General features: G+C 64.1%; 17 protein-coding genes and 1 tRNA gene. 13 read left to right on the top strand and 5 right to left on the bottom strand.

Annotated features, from left to right (window positions below):
• Positions 1-64: 64 nt before the first annotated feature.
• The gene (locus RMO89_RS02450) at positions 65-406 is read left to right on the top strand and encodes a hypothetical protein (RefSeq protein ID WP_310531012.1); all 342 of its coding nucleotides are present in this window, start codon (positions 65-67) and stop codon (positions 404-406) included.
• On the opposite strand, the gene RMO89_RS02445 is transcribed toward RMO89_RS02450, so the two are convergent.
• Both RMO89_RS02445 and RMO89_RS02440 read right to left on the bottom strand, forming a co-directional pair.
• Positions 407-1,435 carry an aldo/keto reductase gene (locus tag RMO89_RS02445; protein WP_310531011.1) on the bottom strand — a complete coding sequence of 343 codons (1,029 nt, stop codon included), beginning with the start codon at positions 1,433-1,435 and terminating at the stop codon, positions 407-409.
• A 104-nt stretch (positions 1,436-1,539) separates the two neighbouring features.
• Positions 1,540-2,097 carry a TetR family transcriptional regulator gene (locus RMO89_RS02440; RefSeq protein ID WP_310531010.1) on the bottom strand — a complete coding sequence of 186 codons (558 nt, stop codon included), beginning with the start codon at positions 2,095-2,097 and terminating at the stop codon, positions 1,540-1,542.
• Positions 2,098-2,182: 85 nt separating this feature from the next.
• On the opposite strand from RMO89_RS02440, the gene RMO89_RS02435 reads away from it, so the two are divergent.
• The 3 genes from RMO89_RS02435 (at position 2,183) to RMO89_RS02425 (ending at position 4,424) form a co-directional block, all read left to right on the top strand.
• Positions 2,183-2,905, top strand: coding sequence for an alpha/beta hydrolase family protein (locus tag RMO89_RS02435; protein ID WP_310531009.1), 723 nt, complete (start codon positions 2,183-2,185; stop codon positions 2,903-2,905).
• A 104-nt stretch (positions 2,906-3,009) separates the two neighbouring features.
• On the top strand, positions 3,010-3,783 hold the full coding sequence (locus RMO89_RS02430) for an SDR family oxidoreductase (protein ID WP_310531008.1): 774 nt from the start codon (positions 3,010-3,012) through the stop codon (positions 3,781-3,783).
• A 185-nt stretch (positions 3,784-3,968) separates the two neighbouring features.
• Entirely contained in the window at positions 3,969-4,424 is a 456-nt protein-coding gene (locus RMO89_RS02425) for a hypothetical protein (protein WP_310531007.1), read from the top strand.
• Between the two features lie 5 nt (positions 4,425-4,429).
• On the opposite strand, the gene RMO89_RS02420 is transcribed toward RMO89_RS02425, so the two are convergent.
• On the bottom strand, positions 4,430-4,990 hold the full coding sequence (locus RMO89_RS02420; protein ID WP_310531006.1) for a YqgE/AlgH family protein: 561 nt from the start codon (positions 4,988-4,990) through the stop codon (positions 4,430-4,432).
• Positions 4,991-5,181: 191 nt separating this feature from the next.
• Between RMO89_RS02420 and RMO89_RS02415 the strand changes: the two genes are divergently transcribed.
• The 3 genes from RMO89_RS02415 to RMO89_RS02405 are packed head-to-tail and all read left to right on the top strand — an operon-like array spanning position 5,182 to position 5,730.
• Positions 5,182-5,382 carry a hypothetical protein gene (locus RMO89_RS02415; RefSeq protein ID WP_310531005.1) on the top strand — a complete coding sequence of 67 codons (201 nt, stop codon included), beginning with the start codon at positions 5,182-5,184 and terminating at the stop codon, positions 5,380-5,382.
• Positions 5,379-5,591 carry a hypothetical protein gene (locus tag RMO89_RS02410; RefSeq protein ID WP_310531004.1) on the top strand — a complete coding sequence of 71 codons (213 nt, stop codon included), beginning with the start codon at positions 5,379-5,381 and terminating at the stop codon, positions 5,589-5,591. Before RMO89_RS02415 ends, RMO89_RS02410 begins: the two co-directional genes overlap by 4 nt.
• A gap of 16 nt (positions 5,592-5,607) precedes the next feature.
• Positions 5,608-5,730 carry a hypothetical protein gene (locus RMO89_RS02405; RefSeq protein ID WP_310531003.1) on the top strand — a complete coding sequence of 41 codons (123 nt, stop codon included), beginning with the start codon at positions 5,608-5,610 and terminating at the stop codon, positions 5,728-5,730.
• On the opposite strand, the gene malQ is transcribed toward RMO89_RS02405, so the two are convergent.
• Positions 5,727-7,718, bottom strand: a complete 1,992-nt coding sequence (gene malQ / locus RMO89_RS02400; RefSeq protein WP_310531002.1) for a 4-alpha-glucanotransferase — start codon at positions 7,716-7,718, stop codon at positions 5,727-5,729. The genes RMO89_RS02405 and malQ overlap by 4 nt on opposite strands.
• Positions 7,719-7,934: 216 nt before the next feature.
• Here malQ and RMO89_RS02395 point away from each other — a divergent pair, with 216 nt between their 5' ends.
• Genes RMO89_RS02395 through glgX form a run of 6 tightly spaced genes read left to right on the top strand, consistent with a single transcriptional unit; the run spans position 7,935 to position 18,700 of the window.
• A complete protein-coding gene (locus tag RMO89_RS02395; protein WP_310531001.1) occupies positions 7,935-10,346 on the top strand; it encodes a glycogen/starch/alpha-glucan phosphorylase in 2,412 nt (803 codons plus the stop codon).
• A 6-nt stretch (positions 10,347-10,352) separates the two neighbouring features.
• A complete protein-coding gene (glgB, locus tag RMO89_RS02390) occupies positions 10,353-12,506 on the top strand; it encodes a 1,4-alpha-glucan branching protein GlgB (protein ID WP_310530999.1) in 2,154 nt (717 codons plus the stop codon).
• Between the two features lie 23 nt (positions 12,507-12,529).
• Positions 12,530-13,792 (top strand): glucose-1-phosphate adenylyltransferase, encoded by a 1,263-nt coding sequence (gene glgC / locus RMO89_RS02385; protein ID WP_310530998.1) that lies wholly within the window; start codon positions 12,530-12,532, stop codon positions 13,790-13,792.
• 2 nt (positions 13,793-13,794) lie between these two features.
• A complete protein-coding gene (gene glgA, locus RMO89_RS02380; RefSeq protein ID WP_310530997.1) occupies positions 13,795-15,249 on the top strand; it encodes a glycogen synthase GlgA in 1,455 nt (484 codons plus the stop codon).
• Positions 15,246-16,877 (top strand): alpha-D-glucose phosphate-specific phosphoglucomutase, encoded by a 1,632-nt coding sequence (locus tag RMO89_RS02375; RefSeq protein WP_310530996.1) that lies wholly within the window; start codon positions 15,246-15,248, stop codon positions 16,875-16,877. The genes glgA and RMO89_RS02375 overlap by 4 nt, the downstream gene beginning before the upstream one ends.
• Positions 16,874-18,700: a glycogen debranching protein GlgX gene (gene glgX, locus RMO89_RS02370; RefSeq protein WP_310530995.1), complete on the top strand. Its 1,827-nt coding sequence runs from the start codon at positions 16,874-16,876 to the stop codon at positions 18,698-18,700. The genes RMO89_RS02375 and glgX overlap by 4 nt, the downstream gene beginning before the upstream one ends.
• 114 nt (positions 18,701-18,814) lie before the next feature.
• On the opposite strand, the gene RMO89_RS02365 is transcribed toward glgX, so the two are convergent.
• Positions 18,815-18,906 (bottom strand) — tRNA-Ser (locus RMO89_RS02365).
• Positions 18,907-18,954 lie beyond the last annotated feature (48 nt).

Genomic DNA, 18,954 nt, shown 5'->3' with positions numbered 1-18,954 from the left:
ACTTGCCACATATATGTTGAAAAAAATGCTGCGCGTGTTAGCTTGGTATGGAGAGGAAAGTTCAATGACCCTGCTACCCGGAACCTATGCGCAGCTTGAACCCTTCGCCGCCGAATGGGCGCTGCCCACCACGGCTGAGCGCGCCGCTGCCCGGTCCACGTCTTCGGCGGAGCAACGTCAGGCGTTCTACGATGCGGTCAGCCCGCATGCCGCCGTGATACTCGATGAACTGGACACGCGCCCGCTTGACGCCCTGACCGATCAGGAAAAGCGCCTGCTCGATCTCGTGATGGCCTTCGGCCACGTCGCGCTTGCGGTCGAAATCCAGGGCCCGGACGAGGCTCGCCACCGGGTTTGGCGCGATCGCATGATCATCACCCGCGCCACGGCGGATATGCCGGCCTGATTATCGCCTTTCGACCGTGACCCCGCCAAAGGCCGTCGCCATGAATGGCCCGGCCAGCGTTTCGTGCGGGAAGCCGAGCGGCACCGAGCTCGCGGCGTCAAGCCGGCCGCGCTGGCCTTCATCCAGCACCACATCGAGCGCGCCGAGGTTGTCCTCAAGCTGCACCGGGGTGCGGCAGCCCAGCACCGGTGAGGTGACGACCGGATCGAGCATCGTCCACGCCAGAGCAACCTGCGCTGGGGTGCAGCCGATTTCTTCGGCCACGGCCACAACTTCTGCCGCGATGGCGGAATTGCGATCGCTCAGACGGCCAGTTGCGACATTCATCGCTTCGCGCGTGCCGTCGCTCCCCGGTTTCGCATATTTCCCCGTGAGCACCCCGCCACCGAGCGGCGACCAAGGGCAAACGCCCATGCCCATCTCGCGCGCCATCGGGATCAGCTCGCGCTCCACCGTGCGTTCGATCAGGCTGTAGGAAATCTGCAGGGCGCAGAACGGGCTCCAGCCGCGCAGATCGGCAATGGCCTGCATCCGGCTCGCTTGCCATGCCGGCACGTCGGACAGGCCGGCGTAAAGCACCTTGCCTGACTGGATGAGGTCATCGAAGGCGCGCAGGATCTCGTCCACCGGGGTGCGGTGGTCCCACATGTGCAGATAGAGCAGGTCGATCCAGTCGGTCTTCATCCGGCGCAGGCTGTCTTCCACCGCGTGGATCATCGACTTTCGGTGATTGCCGGCATTGTTGGGATCGCCCGGCGCGGTGGTGAGCGAATACTTGGTCGAGATCACCAGCCGCCGCCGGCGCTGCGCCACCAGCTCGCCGAGCAGCTCTTCCGATCCGCCCATGCCGCCATAGAAATTCGCCGTGTCGATGAAGTTGCCGCCACGATCGATGTAAAGATCGACCATCCGCGCAGCCTCTTCATCGCTGCTGCCCCAGCCTTCCGCGCGGAAGGTCATCGTGCCGAGGCTGAGAGGCGACACGCGCAGGCCCGAGCGGCCGAGCAGGCGGTAATGATCGAGGGGCATGTGGTACTCTCCGTCGCAGGTGGTCCGGGTGCGTTAGCTTGCCTGCACAGGCCGCGCTTGTCTGCACCGGCAAAGCGGACTGTCCCCGAATCCGCGCCTGCGGTCTATCGCTGGAGCAGGACTTCTACGGTTTCGATGAACCACACGCGCAGGCTGCCACGTTCGGCGTTGTCGATCGAGGTCAGCGGCAACTGACGAAGGTAAGTGGCAAATCCCGTCGCAGCCATGGCAATGGCCACCGAGCGGCGGTGCGCATCTTCGCCGCCCAGCCACTCAGCCAGCGGGAGAATCGCCCTGGCTTCGGTTACCCGGGCGGCTATGGCGGCAGCTTCAGGATCACCGGAAGCGAGTGCAATCATCAGCGGCGGACGCACTACGTTTTCTGGATCGAGCAGGGCATCGGCAAGCCGCTCGGCATAATCGTCTCGGCCCCAATCGAGCGTTGCAGTTGCGGGCATCGCGGCTTCCAGCGCCGCTTCGAACAGGCCGGCCTTCGATCCGAAATAGCGCAACAGAAGCGTGGAGCTCGTCCCTGCGCGGCGGGCGATCTCGCGGATGCCCGTGTGCGAATAGCCCGTTTCGCTGAACGCCTGCTGCGCGGCGTCGAGGATGCGCAGGCGTGTGGCATCGGCATCTCGCTTGCGGGGGAGGGGCTGGTTCATCGGCTGCAACCTTGGCCGGGGATTGACAGCAGGACAAGCCGGGCACAAGTTACCAGTTGATAACTTACTTGGAGAGGTGCTGAAAATGGCGACATTTATGCTGGTTCACGGCGGTCATCACGGCGGCTGGTGCTACAAGAAGGTGGCGCGATTGCTGCAGGCGAAGGGGCATGTGGTCTACAACCCCTCGATGACCGGCATGGGCGAGCGCGAGCACTTGCGCTTCCCGGGGATGAACCTCGACACTCACATCACCGACATCGTCCGCATTCTCGAAGTCGATGACCTGACCGACGTCATTCTTGTCGGCCATTCCTATGGCGGGATGATCATTACCGGGGTGGCCGACCGCGCCACCGACCGGGTCGGTCACCGCGTCTATCTTGATGCCGCGTACCCGGTGAACGGCGAATCGCTGCTGGTTCATGCCGGGGCCAACATCGCCCCGCTGGAGGCAACCATGCGCGTGATCGACGGGGTGGAACTCGTCGGCTTCCCCGAACACATGCCGCCGCATTTCTTCGGCATCACCGATCCCGAGGACGCCGCCTTCACCGCCGCGCGGCTCGGGCCGCAGCCGTGGGCCTGCTATACCCAGCCGCTGGTCCTGACCAACGAGGCGGCGATGCGCGCCATTCCGGAGAGCCATATCATCTGCTCCTCGACCACTGTGGGCCGCGACATGGACCTGCTGCGAAAAAGGTCGCACGGCCGGGTCTGGGACATCGATACCGGGCACGACCTGATGATCACCGAGCCGGAATGGACGGCGGCTCGGCTGGAGGATGTCGCCGCGACGCTTGGCTAAGCGGCGCGCGCTCTGGCGATCAATCCGTCCGGCACCCGCCTGCCCTCTTGCGAGCGCCGGTCCGGCAGGCAATCAGCCGGCCAATGCAAGATGGGAGCGAGTTCATGAGCAAGCGGTACGAAGGCAAGGTCGTGGTGGTCACGGGCGCGGCGCAGGGCCTCGGCCGGGCGCTGGCGCTCGGTTACGCTCGCGAAGGCGCGACCCTGGGACTGGTCGACGTCAAGGCCGATGGACTGGCCGAAACCAAGGCGCTTGTCGAAGAACTGGGAGCCACGGTGGAAACTTTTGTCGGCGACCTTTCGCAGGAAGCGACCGTCGAGGCGCTCGGCGCCGAAGTGCTCGCCCGCTTCCCGTCGATCGACGTGCTCTACAACAATGCCGGCGCTGCCTATGGCGAAGTGAACACGCCGATTGATCAGGTGTCGTGGGACAAGTTCCAGTTCTTTCTCGGTCTCAATACGCTGTCGCCGCTGTTCCTTGCCCGCGCGCTGCGGCCCGCGCTGAAGGCGGCCGCCAAGGTTCGGGGGGCCTGCGTAATCAACCAGAGCTCGATGGCATCCTATCAGCCGGCGGTGGTTTACGGCGTGACCAAGTCGGCGCTCAACCAGCTGACCTGGGGCATGGCGCGGATGTTCGGCGCGGACGGTATCCGGGTCAACGCGGTCGCGCCAGGCCTGATGGAAACCGAAGCCAGCGCCAGTTCGCTGGGCGCAGAACGGCACGCGGCGATCCGCGCGCTGCAGATGCTGCCGGGCGAGGGCGCGCCGGACGACATAGTCAACCTTGGCCTGTTCCTCGGCTCGGACGATGCCCGCTTCATCACGGCGGAAGTGATGCACTGCGACGCTGGCCACCCGTTCCGCGCCTGGCGGCAATAAGGCTGCGTTAGCCTAGCGGGGAAGGTCCGTCCCGCCGCGGCACGCCTTAGGCAATGCTACCTAAGCAGCGGCACTTAAGTCGTCGCAGAAAGCTTGCAAACCGCCGGCTTTTACAATGCAGCACGGTTGACACTGCTTGGAAGGGGGCCAAGTTCGCGCAACGCACGAAGGAAAGGCCTCGCCCCGTGACCAAGCTGCTGACCCAAACCTGTGCCCCGGATTCATGGTTCGATGCGTTGGACGACCTTGCGCTGGCTTGCGCGGGTGCTTTCGCTGAAGACGAAGGCGTGCTGCTGCGGCGTTTTCATGGCCTGCTCGAACATGCGCCTTCGCCTGCTCTGCTGGCCGGGATTGCGCAGCCTGATGCTGCCCTGTTTGACGCATCCGTCAGCCTGGGCGCGGCAACCAGTGCGGCGCTTTCGCTGATCGGCGAAGATGCGGGCTATATGCTGTCGCGTGATTCTTCCGGTAAGCACCTCGCCTCAATCATCCTGCCCGGCCATTTTGAGGAGGCAACTGTCGGAGCAGATACCGCCGCGCTCGCCATCGTCGGCGCATTGGCGGTCGCCCTCCACGACCCGCTGCCGCTGCCCGCCGACCTTCACGACATTGCCGACCGCACCCCCGTTCGCTTGAACTGACGGGATCAGGCAGTTCCAGTTTCGCTCGCCAACAGCGAGGGATCGATCCCCTCGGCGCGCCAAGCGGCCTGCCAACGGCCAGCGGCGCGGGTTTCCCAGATCACTTCGGGGTGACCATCGGCGGCGTACCAGCCGTGGTGGCGCATTTCGTTGTCGAGCTGGCCCGGCCCCCATCCAGCAAAGCCCAGCGTCATCAGCCAGCGCTCTGGTCCGCGTCCTTCGGCAATCGCTCGCAGCAGATCAAGCGAGGCCGAGACCATGCCGAGCGGTCCGGCATCAAGCGACTCCTCGTCCTGCCAGTCGCGCGAATGGAGGATGAAGCCGCGCGTTGGCTCAACCGGCCCGCCATCGTGAACCGGCGCGTCGGGTGCCTTGCCAGGATCGATGTCCAGCTCCTCAAGGATTTCGTGCAGTCCCACGCCTTCGCGCAGGTGCCCCAGCCCAAGTCCGAAAGCGCCGCTCTCGTCATGGGTGATCATGGCAATCACCGAATGATCAAAGCGCGGGTCACCCATCCCGGGCATGGCGAGAAGCAGGCGGCCTGCGAGGAATTGTGATTCCGTCATGGCCGCAGGCTAGCGCAGCCGCGCGCCGGCGTGAACCTGCCTTGAAAGCGGGCGGCCAAAGGTTGCGATGGATCGTTCTCCTTGTGTTTTCAGGCACCATAAGCTACATGACAAGGATCAAGGGCGAACTTTACGTAGGCACCCTTGACTGAGAGACCATTGCGCTCCCGCTTACACGGTGGAGCCGCGACATGGATCTCAATCACCTATATCATCAACATCAGGTGTCGACGATGCGCGCCGCTGCCGCGCCCAGTCGCCTCGCCCGCACGCAGCATCTTGCCGCCGCAGGCTCGTTCGCCAGCCGCATCCGCAACTATCAGATAGCGCTGGGTGCAGAAGCCTCGGCCGGCTGGCCTGCCGCCAAGGCAACCGGCTGCGCCCAGACATGAGCCGGGCGATGAACCTCAAGCTGCCCGAAGCCACCGTGCGCAAGCGTTGCACCGAAGGCGGCGTGACGATCAGCGCGATCGAGCCGCTGCCATCGGGCGGAACGCACCTTGTCTGCATGACCGGGACCGGCGCTGAAACCATGCGCGGCCTGCTGTCCGATCACCTGATCACGGGCATCGTCAAGCGCTTCCCCTTCTTCCGCGCCTGACTGAGAGGAATTTCCCATGGCCAAAGGTCAACAAAAGAAAACCAAGGAAACCCGCAAGGCCAAGAAGGAAGCGCCGCCCAAGCCCAATGCTTCCAAGCCTTCGCTAAAGGGCACCCCGGCAGTCGCTCCGCGCGTCTAGCCTCGGAGATTACTTTCGGCGCAGGAAATTGCCGCAATCCGGGATAATGTTCCGGGTTCACGCAAGCGATCACCCAGCGGCGCGTCCTGTCTGATTCGCCAGTTCGGGTGGCCACTCGTGGTGCCCGGCAAGTTCGGTTGTTCGGTCTGCGCCAGCAGGTCCTCGATCGGGGCAATGGCGATCACGGCAGGGCTTTTGCCGATTTGGGCCAGCGCGGCATGGACCGCCGGATCGGGATTGTCAGCCGCCGGACGATCCTCTGACCCGATTGTCGACCACAACAGGCCCCGGTCCCAATCGCGGATCTCCTCTGCCTTCTGGCGATCGACGCCTTCGGGCAGGCGGCCCAGTTCCTCAGCCCAGGCAAGGTCGCGGCCGCTCCACCATCCGGCCACCGTGGGCGTATCGTGCGTGCCGGTCATGGCCACGCAATTTGCCGGGTAGTCATGCGCGCCGATAAAGCCGTGATCTTCCGCCCGTTCGAACCACAGCACCCGCATGCCCAGCATGTTGCGATGGGTGACTGCCGAGGTGAAACCCGGCGGGGCAGTGCCAAGGTCCTCGGCAATGATCATGGCCTCGGCGCGGTGGGCTTCGAGTGTCACCAGCCTGGCAAGATCAAGGAACGGGTAGGTCAGGTAGGCGCCATCAGCGCATTCGCCGCCTTCCGGGATTACCCAAAGCCGCGCGAGACCAAAGGCATGGTCAATCCGCAGGCCTCCTGCCGATCGCAGAGCCGATCGCAGCATGGCGATCCATGGGGCATAACCGGAACTGCGCAGACCTTCGGGCGAAAAGCCGGTGATTGACCAGTTCTGCCCCAGCGGGCCAAGCGGATCAGGCGGCGCGCCGATGGTCAGGCCGGACAGCATCGCGCCGGGCATCGCCCAGCAATCGCTGCCATATGGCCGCACACCAACGGCAAGGTCGGCAATGAGGCCGATCGACATGCCCGCCGCCCTTGCGCCGTCCTGAACCGCGCTCAATCCTTCGCGCGCGAGCCACTGGCCATACAAATGAAACGCGATTTCATCCGCGTGCTGCTCGGCAAAACGCTGTGAAGCCGCACTGTCCGGGCTGCGAAACCGCGCAGGCCAATCGCGCCAGTCGCGCGCGCCTTGGGCGCGGAAATGGCAGAAAAGCGCTTCGTGCAGGGCATGACGTGAAAGGCCGGGATCGTCACGTCCATCGGCTGCGGCTATGCGAGCCCGCTGCTCTGGGCTCAACCCCGCGAAGCTCTCGCGCAAGGCGGCAAGGTGGTCTGGCATTGCGCTGGGCCAGTCGACCAGCGCTGCACCATGGCTAGCCTTGAGGGGGCCAAGGCCAAGCAGCGCCGGATCGGCAATCGCGGTATTGAGGAAGGTCCTGCTGGACGGCGAATAGGGACTGAAATCGTCGCCCACCCCCGGAAAGAGGGCATGGACCGGATTGATCGCCACGGCCTGACAGCTGACTTGTGCCAGCGACAGGACGGCTTCCGAAAGCTCGCCTAGCCCGCCGAATGCGGTTTCGTGCGTGCCACGCAGGGACGGGATCTGAAGCGAGGTGCCCCACAGGCGTTTGCCCGTCGCTGCGGGGAGGGGGCAGGCGGCAGGGGCAACGGCCAAACGGCAGGTGCCGTCCGAAAGGACCAGATCATAATAGCCCGGCAATGCCACCGGCGCGAGCGCACCATCTGTGATGGTGAGCCTCTGCGTGACACCCTGCTCGTCGGTCAGCTCTGCTGAACTGGTGCGGGTGGGCAGGGGCGTTTCGGTGCCTACCTCCGTAACCACCAAAGGGGGCAGGCCTGTCCCGGCCTCCAATGCGCGCTTCAGGCTTGCCGCGCGCTTGCGCTGGGTGCCGGTTTCGTATCCCAAATGCTCGAGGATGCGTGCCAGAGCGTCGCCGGCGACGATCTGATCGCGGCCTTCGACATCGCGCCACGCGCATTGCAGCCCTGCCGCTTCGGCCAGTCTGTGAATATCGTCGGATGCAGTCTGGCCCATTGCCTGCCAGCTTCGGCGGCAGATGCGGCCATGGCAACCATGAAAATTGCCAAAAACGTGTCGTGACCAGCCGGATAAGCAATTCAGGTGTTGCCCCGCCGCGATCAGCAGGCATACACAGTCATCTGGGGTGGATGGCTGAATCGGAACAGCTCGCGAACCGGGTCGGCGAACTCCGGACGCGCGGTGCCTTTGAGCACAGGGAGTTCGTGTTTCGTGCCATCCAGAACCAATGCCAAGATCGAGCAACTCGAAGCCAAGATCCTCGATGTCCTGCGCCACCGCGTCGGCAAGGATGAGCGTGCCGCCAAGACGCACGACTGGTTTACCGCCGCGGTGCTCTCCCTGCGCGACGAGATCATCGACAAATGGATGGAATCGACCCGGCGTACTTACGATGCCGGCGGCAAGCGCGTCTATTACTTGAGCCTGGAATTCCTGATCGGCCGCCTGCTGCGCGATGCGATCTCGAACCTTGGGCTTGGCCGCGAGATGGAGCAGGCGCTGCGCACCTACGGCCTCGAACTTTCGGCGATTGAGGACCTCGAACCCGATGCGGCACTCGGCAATGGCGGTCTCGGCCGGTTGGCGGCTTGCTTCATGGAAAGCCTCGCCAGCCTTGATATCCCGGCCTACGGCTATGGCATCCGCTATGTGAACGGCATGTTCCGCCAGCGGATCGACGATGGCTGGCAGGTCGAACTGCCCGAAACCTGGCTGGCGCACGGCAATCCGTGGGAATTCGAACGCCGCGAAAGCAGCTACCGGATCGGCTATGGCGGGGAAGTGATCGCCAAGGGCGACGGCGTGGAATGGCATCCGGCTGAAGCGGTGGAGGCAACTGCGGTTGATACGCCCGTGGTCGGTTGGCGCGGCAAGCGGGTGAACACGCTGCGGCTATGGACGGCGAGCGCGCTCGATCCGATCAAGCTCGATGCCTTCAACGCGGGCGATCATATTGGCGCGCTGGCCGAGCAGATGCGCGCCGATAGCTTGGTGCGCGTGCTCTATCCTGCGGATTCGAGCGCGGCGGGTCAGGAACTGCGGCTGCGGCAGGAGTACTTCTTCACCTCTGCCTCGATTCAGGACATCGTCCGCCGCCACGTGCAGTATCACGGCGATGTGCGGACCCTGCCAGACAAGGCGGCGATCCAGCTCAACGATACCCACCCGGCCGTCGCCGTGGCGGAAATCGTGCGGCTGCTGGTCGATCACTATGCGCTGGAATTCGACGAGGCGCTCGATGTCACGCGGCGCACGGTGGGCTATACCAACCACACCCTGCTGCCCGAGGCGCTGGAGTCCTGGCCGCTGCCACTGTTTGAACGGCTGCTGCCGCGCCATATGCAGATCATCTATGCGATCAATTCGCGTGTGCTGCGCGAAGCGCGCAAGATCGGAATGGACGATGGCGAGATCGCGGCGATTTCGCTGATCGACGAAGGCGGGGACCGCCGCGTCCGCATGGCCAACCTTGCCTTCGCCGGGGCGCACAGCGTCAACGGCGTCGCTGCGCTGCACACCGATCTGATGAAGACCACGGTGTTTTCGTCATTGCACAAGCTCTATCCCGGCAAGATCAACAACAAGACCAACGGCGTCACCCCGCGCCGCTGGTTGCAGCAGTGCAACCCGGCGCTGACATCAACCTTGCGCGATGCCATCGGCGATGCCTTCCTTGACGATGCGGAGCAACTCAGCGCGCTCAATGCCCTTGCCGGCGACGCCGCGCTGGGCGAGCGGATTGCCGAGGTCAAGCGCAGTAACAAGGTGGCGCTCGCCGCGCACCTCAAAGACCTGACCGGCGTGCGGCTCAACCCCGATGCCCTGTTCGACGTGCAGGTGAAGCGCATCCACGAATACAAGCGGCAGTTGCTCAATCTGGTCGAAACGGTCGCGCTCTACGACCAGATCCGCAGCCATCCGGAGCGCGACTGGGTGCCGCGCGTCAAGATCTTCGGCGGCAAGGCAGCGTCGAGCTATCACAACGCCAAGCTGATCATCAAACTGGCCAACGACATCGCCCGCAGGGTCAATTCCGATCCTTCGGTCGGCGGGTTGCTCAAGGTGGTCTTCGTGCCCAATTACAACGTCAGTCTGGCCGAACGGATCATCCCGGCGGCTGACTTGTCCGAACAGATCTCCACCGCCGGCATGGAAGCCTCGGGCACCGGCAACATGAAGTTCGCGCTCAACGGCGCGCTCACCATCGGCACGCTCGACGGCGCAAATGTCGAGATCAAGGACCGCGTCGGTGACGAGAATATCATCATCTTTGGCCTGACCGCCGATGAAGTCGCCGAAAAGCGCGCCAACGGCTATAATCCCCGTGAAGTGATCGAGGGATCTTACGAACTGCATCAGGCGGTCGAGGCAATCTCGTCGGGCGTGTTCTCGCCCGATGACAAGAACCGCTACAAGGGGCTGATGGACGGCCTCTATGACAGTGACTGGTTCCTGCTGGCCGCCGATTTTGACAGCTATGCCGCCGCGCAGCGTGAAGTCGATCGGCGCTGGAACGACCAGAAAGGCTGGCGCAAGAGCGCCATGCACAATATCGCCAATGTCGGCTGGTTTTCGTCCGACCGCACCATCGCGGAATATGCGAAGGATATCTGGAAAGTTTAGAGCCCTATGAGGCCGCCTGGAGAGGCTATTGCTGCACTGCTGGAAGGGACGCACGCCGATCCCTTCGCGCTGCTGGGTGTGCATGATGGGCCGGAAGGTTCCTTCGCACGCGCGGTTCTGCCGGGGGCCGAGGCGGCTGAGGCATACAGCTTCGCCGGCAAGAAACTCGGAAAGCTGGTCTGCGTTGACCCGCGCGGCTTGTTCGAAGGCAAGGTCAAGGGCAAGCCGCAGCCGGTAAAGTACCGCTGTCAGGGCGGCGGCCACGAATGGTGGCTGACCGATCCCTACAGCTTCGGCCCGGTGCTGGGGCCGACCGACGACTTCCTGATTGCCGAGGGAACGCACCTGCGCCTGTTTGACAAGCTGGGCGCGCATCTGATCAATCATCAGGGCGCGAGCGGCGTCCACTTTGCCGTCTGGGCACCCAATGCCCGCTTCGTCAGCGTGGTCGGCGATTTCAACGATTGGGACCACCGCCGGCACCTGATGCGCAAGCGGCTGGACATCGGCGTGTGGGAAATCTTCGTTCCCGACATCGGCGAAGGCCGCGCCTACAAGTTCCGCATTGTCGGGCCGGACGGTGCGGTCCAGCCGCTGAAGGCCGATCCTTACGCCTTTGCTGCCGAACTCCGCCCGAAGACCGCCTCGCTCACCGCGCGCCCGGTAAAGACCGATTGGGGCGATGCCGCGCACCGGGCTCACTGGGCCGCCGCCGATGCCCGGCGCGAGCCGATGTCGATCTATGAAGTCCACCCCGGATCATGGCAGCGCGACGAGAACGGCTGGTTCCAGTCTTGGGATGCGATGGCCGAAAAGCTGGTTCCCTACGTGGTCGACATGGGCTTTACCCATATCGAATTCCTGCCGGTCTCCGAGCATCCCTATGATCCCAGCTGGGGCTATCAGACCACCGGGCTCTACGCGCCCTCGGCCCGTTTCGGCGGCCCTGACGGCTTCGCCCGCTTCATCGATGGCGCGCACCGCGCCGGGATTTCGGTGCTGATTGACTGGGTGCCGGCACACTTTCCCGTCGACGAACACGGCCTCGCCCATTTCGATGGCACCGCGCTCTATGAACACGAAGACCCGCGCCTTGGCTTCCATCCGGACTGGAACACCGCGATCTACAATTTCGGGCGACGCGAGGTGCGCAGTTTCCTCGTCAACAACGCGTTGTTCTGGGCCGAGCATTATCATGTCGATGGCCTGCGGGTCGATGCGGTCGCCTCGATGCTCTACCGCGATTACAGCCGGAAAGCCGACGAATGGATCCCCAACGAGCAGGGCGGGCGGGAGAACTGGGAAGCGGTCGAGTTTCTTCGCGCGATGAACAAGGCGGTCTATGGCAGCCACGCCGGGATCGTGACCATTGCCGAGGAATCAACCTCGTGGCCGGGAGTTTCCAAGCCGGTGCATGAGGATGGTCTTGGTTTCGGCTTCAAGTGGAACATGGGCTTCATGCACGACACGCTGCAATACATGGCGCGTGACTCGGTCCACCGTAAGCACCACCATGCCGAGATCACCTTCGGGCTGGTCTACGCCTTCAGCGAGAATTTCGTCCTGCCGTTGAGCCACGACGAGGTGGTTCACGGCAAGGGTTCGCTGCTCGGCAAGATGAGCGGCGACGATTGGCAGAAGTTCGCCAACCTGCGCGCCTATTATGGCCTGATGTGGGGCTATCCGGGCAAGAAGCTGCTGTTCATGGGGCAGGAATTCGCCCAGCGGCGCGAATGGAGCGAAGAGCGCGCGCTCGATTGGGAACTGCTCGATTCCCCCGCCCATGCTGGCGTTCAGCGGCTGGTGCGGGACCTAAACCGGCTTCACCGCGAAAAGCCCGCGCTTCACGCGCGCGATTGCGAGGCGGAAGGTTTCGAATGGCTGGTGGTTGATGATGCCAGCGCCTCGGTCTTTGCCTGGCTGCGCAAGGCGCCCGGCGCGCTGCCGATCGCGGTGGTCAGCAATATGACCCCGATACTGCATGGACACTACCGCCTGCCGCTGCCGCATGACGGCACTTGGCGCGAAGTGTTCAACAGCGACGCGCAGGATTACGGCGGCAGCGGCCAGGGCAACCAGGGCGCGGTTTTTGCGGAGCACGGCGCGGCCCATGTCGTCCTGCCACCGCTGGCGACCGTCATGTTCGAATATCAGGGTTGAAGACAAAAAAGGGGAAGGATGCCATGGCGAAGAGGATTCAGGCACCGCTGGCGCGCGATGCGATGGCCTATGTTCTGGCAGGCGGCCGCGGCAGCCGGCTGCTCGAACTGACTGACCGCCGGGCCAAGCCGGCGGTCTATTTCGGCGGCATGTCGCGGATTGTCGATTTTGCCCTGTCGAACGCGATCAATTCGGGCATCCGCCGCATTGGTGTCGCCACGCAGTACAAGGCGCACTCGCTGATCCGGCACATGAACCGCGCGTGGAATTTCATGCGCCCGGAACGCAACGAAAGCTTCGACATCCTTCCCGCTTCGCAGCGCATTTCCGAGCAGATGTGGTACGAAGGTACGGCCGATGCGGTTTATCAGAACATCGACATCATCCAGTCCAATGCGCCCAAGTACATGGTCATCCTGGCCGGCGATCACATCTACAAGATGGACTACGAATTGATGCTGCAGCAGCACGTCAATTCGGGCGCTGACGTTACCGTCGGTTGCCTCGTCGTGCCGCGCATGGAGGCCACCGGGTTCGGCGTCATGGCGGTCGACAAGAACGCGACCATCACCGAATTCGTTGAAAAGCCCGCCGATCCTCCGGGCATTCCCGGCGATCCCGATCACGCGCTGGCATCGATGGGGATCTACGTGTTCGAGACCGAGTTCCTGTTCGAACAGCTTCGGCGCGATGCCGCCACCCCCGGATCGAAGCGCGATTTCGGCGGCGACATCATCCCCTACATCGTCAAGCACGGCAAGGCAGTGGCGCACCGCTTTACCGACAGCTGCATCCGCGCGGCCGAGCAGATCGAGGAATACTGGCGTGATGTGGGCACGCTTGACGCCTATTTCGAGGCCAACCTCGACCTCACCGATACCGTTCCCAAGCTGAACATGTATGACCGCGACTGGCCGATCTGGACCGACCAGATCATCGCCGCCCCGGCCAAGTTCGTCCATGATCAGGACGGCCGGCGCGGCCATGCCATCTCCTCGCTGATCAGCCAGGATTGCATCGTCTCGGGCGCGGTTGCCACGCGCAGCCTGCTGTTCACCGGAGTCAAGATGGGCAGCTTTTCCAGCGTCAACGAGGGCGTGATCCTGCCCTATTGCAACATCGGTCGCGGCGCGCGGCTGACTCGCGTTATCGTCGATTCAGGGGTGCGCATTCCCGAAGGTATGGTCGTTGGCGAGGATCCCGAGGTCGATGCCAAGCGCTTCCGCCGCAGCGAGAACGGCGTCTGCCTGATTACCCGCGACATGATCGAAAGGCTCAAGGCCTGACCATGGGATTGGCCGTTCTCTCGGTTGCCTCGGAGGCCGTGCCGCTGGTCAAGACCGGCGGGCTTGCTGACGTGGCCGGAGCCTTGCCGGGTGCATTGGCTCCGCACGGCGTTGAAATGACCACGCTGTTGCCGGGCTATCCGGCGGTCATGGCCGGGATCAAGCGGGCAAAGGTGCTGCATACCTATGACAGCCTGCTTGGCCAGCCTGCCCGGCTGATTGCGGGAAAGCTCGGCGCGCAGCCGCTGATCGTGCTCGATGCTCCGGGGTTCTTTGACCGGCAGGGCGGGCTCTACACCGATCCGCAGGCGCGCGACTGGGCGGACAACTGGCGGCGCTTTGCGGCGCTGGGCCGGGCGGCAGCGGACCTTGCCGGGGGGCTGGTCAAAGGTCGGCGCTTCGATCTGGTCCATGCGCATGACTGGCAGGCGGCCATGGCGCTGGCCTACCTGCGCTTTGCGCCGGTCAAGCGCAGCAAGCCGGTGCCATCGGTCATGACCATCCACAACATGGCCTTTCAGGGATATTACCCGAAGGAAACCTTCCGCGAACTGGGCCTGCCGCGATCGGCATGGTCGATGACCGGAGTGGAATACCACGGCGGCGTGGGCATGCTGAAGGCCGGCATGGAAGCCGCCAGCGTGATCACCACGGTCAGCCCGACCTATGCCGACGAAATCCGCAACCCCGAGTTCGGCATGGGGCTGGAGGGACTGGTGGCCAGCCGGGGCGACCGGGTGCGAGGCATCGTCAACGGCATAGACAGCGCCGATTGGAACCCCGCGAGCGATCCCCATATCGCCAGCCCTTTCACCGAGCGGACCCTGGCCCGCCGCACGGCGAACAAGCGCGCGCTTGAGGCCGAATTCGGGCTGGAACCGGGGGATGGTCCGCTGTTCATCGTCGTCAGCCGGCTTACCTGGCAAAAGGGCATGGACGTTCTGGTTGAGGTACTGGACCACCTTGCCGGGATCGGCGGACGGCTGGCGCTACTGGGCAGCGGGGACGCGGCGCTTGTCGCGGGCCTGCAGGAAGGGGCCGCGCGCCATCCAGGCAAGATTGCGGTGCGGATCGGCTATGACGAGGCGCTGTCGCACCGGATGCAGGCGGGCGGCGATGCGATCCTCGTACCCAGCCGCTTCGAGCCTTGCGGGCTGACCCAGCTTTACGCCCTCGCTTATGGCTGCGTGCCGGTCGTGGCGCGCACCGGCGGACTGGCCGATACGGTGATCGACGCCAACCTTGCGGCACGTGCGGCTGGGGTGGCGACCGGCTTCCAGTTCAACGGCGTCAATTATCATGCACTCGCCGCGGCGATCACCCGTGCCAATGCGCTCTATTACCAGCCGGGCGAATGGAAAACCCTGCAGCGCAACGGCATGAAAGCCGATTTCTCATGGACCAACAGCGGCGCGGCTTACGCCCAGCTGTACCGCGAACTGGTGGGCAAGGCATGACTGTGATCACTCACCCCGCGCAGCCGTTCCCCGGTCAAAAACCCGGCACGTCGGGCCTGCGCAAGAAGGTGCAGGTTTTCCAGCAGCCGGGTTATGCCGAAACCTTCATCCAGTCAGTCTTCGATGCCATCGGCGTGGCGGCAGGCAGCACGCTGGTAATCGGCGGTGACGGGCGGTTCCACAACCGCGCGGTGATCCAGCAGGCGATCCGCATCGCTGCGGCCAACGGCTATGGCCGCGTGCTCGTGGGGCAGGGCGGCATCCTCTCGACCCCGGCGGCCAGCCACGTGATCCGCAAGTACGGCGCAAGCGGCGGGCTGATCCTTTCGGCCAGCCACAATCCCGGCGGGCCGGATGGCGACTTCGGCATCAAGTACAACATCGCCAACGGCGGTCCGGCACCCGAAGCCGTGACCGAAGCGATCTACGCGCGCACGCAAGTCATCGACCGCTGGCTGGCAGAGGACAGCGCCGATATCAACCTCGATGCCATCGGCGCATCGCAGGTTGGCGGCATGGTGGTCGAAGTGATGGACCCGGTGGCGGACTATGCCGCGCTGATGGAAAGCCTGTTTGATTTCGCCGCGATCCGCCGCGCGGTCGATGCGGGCCTGACCATGGCCTTTGATGCGATGAGCGCGGTGACAGGCCCCTATGCTGTCGAGATACTCGAAAAGCGGCTCGGCTTCGCAGCCGGAACTGTGCGGAATGGGCGGCCGTTGGAGGATTTCGGCGGGCATCACCCCGATCCCAATCTGGTCCATGCCCACGAACTTCACGCGCTGATGATGGGACCCGATGCGCCCGATTTCGGCGCGGCTTCGGATGGCGACGGCGACCGCAACCTGATCATTGGCCGGGGCCGGTTCGTCACGCCATCTGACTCTCTCGCGATCCTTGCGGCCAATGCCCACCTTGCCCCCGGCTATGCGGGCGGCATCAAGGGCATTGCCCGCTCCATGCCGACCAGCGCAGCGGCAGACCGCGTGGCCGAGGCTCTTGGCGTGCCCTGCTTTGAAACGCCAACGGGCTGGAAGTTCTTCGGCACGCTGCTCGATGCCGGCAAGGCGACAATCTGCGGCGAGGAAAGCGCCGGAACCGGATCGGACCACGTGCGCGAGAAGGACGGACTTTGGGCCGTGCTGCTCTGGCTGAACATCCTCGCCCTGCGCGGGGAAAGCGTCGATGCCATCGTGCGCCAGCACTGGGCGCGGTTCGGGCGAAATTATTATGCCCGGCATGATTACGAGGCGGTCGAAAGCGCGGCAGCCAATGCCGTGATCGCCGAACTCACGGTAGCCCTTCCGGCGCTGCCGGGGCGAGAGTTCGGACCTTTGGTTGTCGAGGCGGCGGACAGCTTTACCTATACCGACCCCGTCGATGGATCGACCAGCGCCAATCAAGGCCTTCGCGTCCTGTTCGAAGACGGCAGCCGCGTGGTATTCCGTTTGTCCGGCACAGGCACCGAAGGCGCAACGCTGCGGGTCTATCTCGAGGCGTACGAACCAGCCGGCGGCGCGCTTGACCGCGAGACCGACAATGCCTTGTCGGCGCTTGTCTCAGCAGCGGAATCCATCGCAGGGATAGTCCGCCATACAGGACGAACCGCGCCAGACGTGGTAACGTGAGCCCTCGCTACGGAGCCATCATCGGCCGGGGTCGGACCCGCTTTGCCGTCCGCTCTCCGCAGGCGAGCGCGCTGTGGCTGTGCCTGTTCGATGGCGACACTGAAAGGCGCATCGCCATGTGCCATGAAGGCGACGACTGGCTGGCCGAACTTGCCGAGGAATTGCCCGGCGCGCATTATGGCTACCGGGCCGAGGGCGAATGGGCGCCCGATCGTGGCCTGTGGTTCGATCCGGCGAAGCTGCTGGTCGATCCCTATGCAGTCGAACTCGACAGACGCTTTGTCCAGCATCCCAGCCTTGCCGCGTTCGGTGAGGACACGGCAGCAATTGTCCCTCGCGCCATCGTGCAGGATCGGCTGCCGACAGTTCGCCGCCGCAAACCCCGTTTTAAGCGCGGCGATCTGATCTATGAGGTCAATGTCCGGGGCTTCTCGATGCAGCATCCGGACGTTCCCGAGGCGCTGCGCGGCACCGTGGCGGCGCTGGCGCACCCGGCGGTGATCGCGCACCTCAAGAAGATCGGTGTCGGCGCAGTTGAGCTCATGCCCATCGTCGCCTGGATTGACGAGCGCCACTTACCACCGCTCGGCCTGACGAACGCCTGGGGCTATAATCCGGTTGCCCTGATGGCGCTCGATCTGGGCGTGTGCCCCGGCGGCGTGGCGGAATTGCGCGAGATGGTGTCGGCTTTACACAAAGCGGGGATCGGCGTGATCCTCGACCTCGTGTTCAACCACACGGGTGAGAGCGACATTCAAGGCGGCGTACTATCGCAGCGCGGGCTGGACAACTCTGCCTATGCCCATGCGCCGGATGGCACGCTGATCAACGATACAGGCTGCGGCAACACGCTCGATTTCGCTCAGCCGCCAGTGCGCGCGCTGGTTCTGGACAGCCTGCGCCACTTCGTGCGCCATTGTGGTGTCGACGGGTTCCGCTTCGACCTCGCGACGATCATGGCGCGCGGCCCCAGCTTTAGCGAGCAAGCACCGATCTTTGCCGAGATTGCTGCCGATCCCCTGCTGGCCGACCGGGTGTTGATCGCCGAGCCGTGGGATATCGGACCCGGCGGCTATCAGCTGGGCAGATTCCCGCAGAACTGGCTCGAATGGAACGATTGCTTCCGCGACGATGTGCGTCGGTTCTGGCGTGGTGACGGCGGCATCGGCGCGCTGGCCACGCGGATCGCCGGATCATCGGACATTTTCGGCAAGGACTGCCGCAGCGTCAATTTCCTCGCCGCGCATGACGGTTTCACCCTGGCCGATACCGTTGCCTATACCGAGCGGCACAACAATGCCAACGGCGAGCACAACCGCGATGGGCACGGTGACAACCGGTCATGGAATTGCGGCACCGAAGGTCCAAGCAGCGACCCCGCGATCACCGCCCGCCGACACGCAGACCAGCGCGCCCTGCTGGCAACGCTGTTCGCCTCGACCGGTACTATCATGCTCACTGCCGGCGATGAGTTCGGCCGCAGTCAGGCCGGGAACAACAATGCCTATTGTCAGGACAACGCCATCGGCTGGATTGACTGGCAGAATCGCGATCGGCAGCTCGAAGACTTTGTCGCCTCACTGGCCCGTACCCGCACGGATCGTGGCGGCGCGCTGATGGAATTTCCCGAACCAGGCGTTTGGTGCCGAGGCGATGGCATCGAAATGGCAACGGCTGACTGGATGGATTCGCTGACCGAAAGCATTACCTATGTCCCGGACCCGTCAGTGGCATCATTTGCCTTGAACGTGTCCCGGGCGAACAGATGCGTCGCGTGGAGCGAATTGCAGGATCCATTCGGTTCTGTTTCGGGCCGCGTGTAAAGCGGGTTCGGCACTAACAGCCCAGCCGCCCCGGATATCCGCTTCTCGCCTCCCGGGTCGGGCCGTTGGCAAAATACCAACCCCCAGAAAAAGACTAGCAATTTCAATGGAAGGTGGCGGAGACGGAGGGATTCGAACCCTCGGTACCGAATTATCAGTACGACGGTTTAGCAAACCGTTGGTTTCAGCCACTCACCCACGTCTCCGGATCGCAGCGGCGAAGGGCGGCCTATAGCGAGGGGGGCGGGGGGCGG

Origin of the sequence: Novosphingobium sp. (assembly GCF_031424035.1) — a bacterium.
Lineage (GTDB): Bacteria > Pseudomonadota > Alphaproteobacteria > Sphingomonadales > Sphingomonadaceae > Novosphingobium.
This window is presented reverse-complemented; position numbering and strand designations above follow the sequence as displayed.

Coding starts and splice junctions, on each gene's coding strand:
- RMO89_RS02415 (WP_310531005.1), top strand. CDS start 5,182: ATGGATCTCAATCACCTATATCATCAACATCAGGTGTCGACGATGCGC.
- RMO89_RS02450 (WP_310531012.1), top strand. CDS start 65: ATGACCCTGCTACCCGGAACCTATGCGCAGCTTGAACCCTTCGCCGCC.
- RMO89_RS02410 (WP_310531004.1), top strand. CDS start 5,379: ATGAGCCGGGCGATGAACCTCAAGCTGCCCGAAGCCACCGTGCGCAAG.
- malQ (WP_310531002.1), bottom strand. CDS start 7,718: ATGGGCCAGACTGCATCCGACGATATTCACAGACTGGCCGAAGCGGCA.
- RMO89_RS02420 (WP_310531006.1), bottom strand. CDS start 4,990: ATGACGGAATCACAATTCCTCGCAGGCCGCCTGCTTCTCGCCATGCCC.
- RMO89_RS02440 (WP_310531010.1), bottom strand. CDS start 2,097: ATGAACCAGCCCCTCCCCCGCAAGCGAGATGCCGATGCCACACGCCTG.
- RMO89_RS02445 (WP_310531011.1), bottom strand. CDS start 1,435: ATGCCCCTCGATCATTACCGCCTGCTCGGCCGCTCGGGCCTGCGCGTG.
- RMO89_RS02430 (WP_310531008.1), top strand. CDS start 3,010: ATGAGCAAGCGGTACGAAGGCAAGGTCGTGGTGGTCACGGGCGCGGCG.
- glgA (WP_310530997.1), top strand. CDS start 13,795: ATGGGATTGGCCGTTCTCTCGGTTGCCTCGGAGGCCGTGCCGCTGGTC.
- glgB (WP_310530999.1), top strand. CDS start 10,353: ATGAGGCCGCCTGGAGAGGCTATTGCTGCACTGCTGGAAGGGACGCAC.
- RMO89_RS02405 (WP_310531003.1), top strand. CDS start 5,608: ATGGCCAAAGGTCAACAAAAGAAAACCAAGGAAACCCGCAAGGCCAAG.
- glgC (WP_310530998.1), top strand. CDS start 12,530: ATGGCGAAGAGGATTCAGGCACCGCTGGCGCGCGATGCGATGGCCTAT.
- RMO89_RS02375 (WP_310530996.1), top strand. CDS start 15,246: ATGACTGTGATCACTCACCCCGCGCAGCCGTTCCCCGGTCAAAAACCC.
- RMO89_RS02435 (WP_310531009.1), top strand. CDS start 2,183: ATGGCGACATTTATGCTGGTTCACGGCGGTCATCACGGCGGCTGGTGC.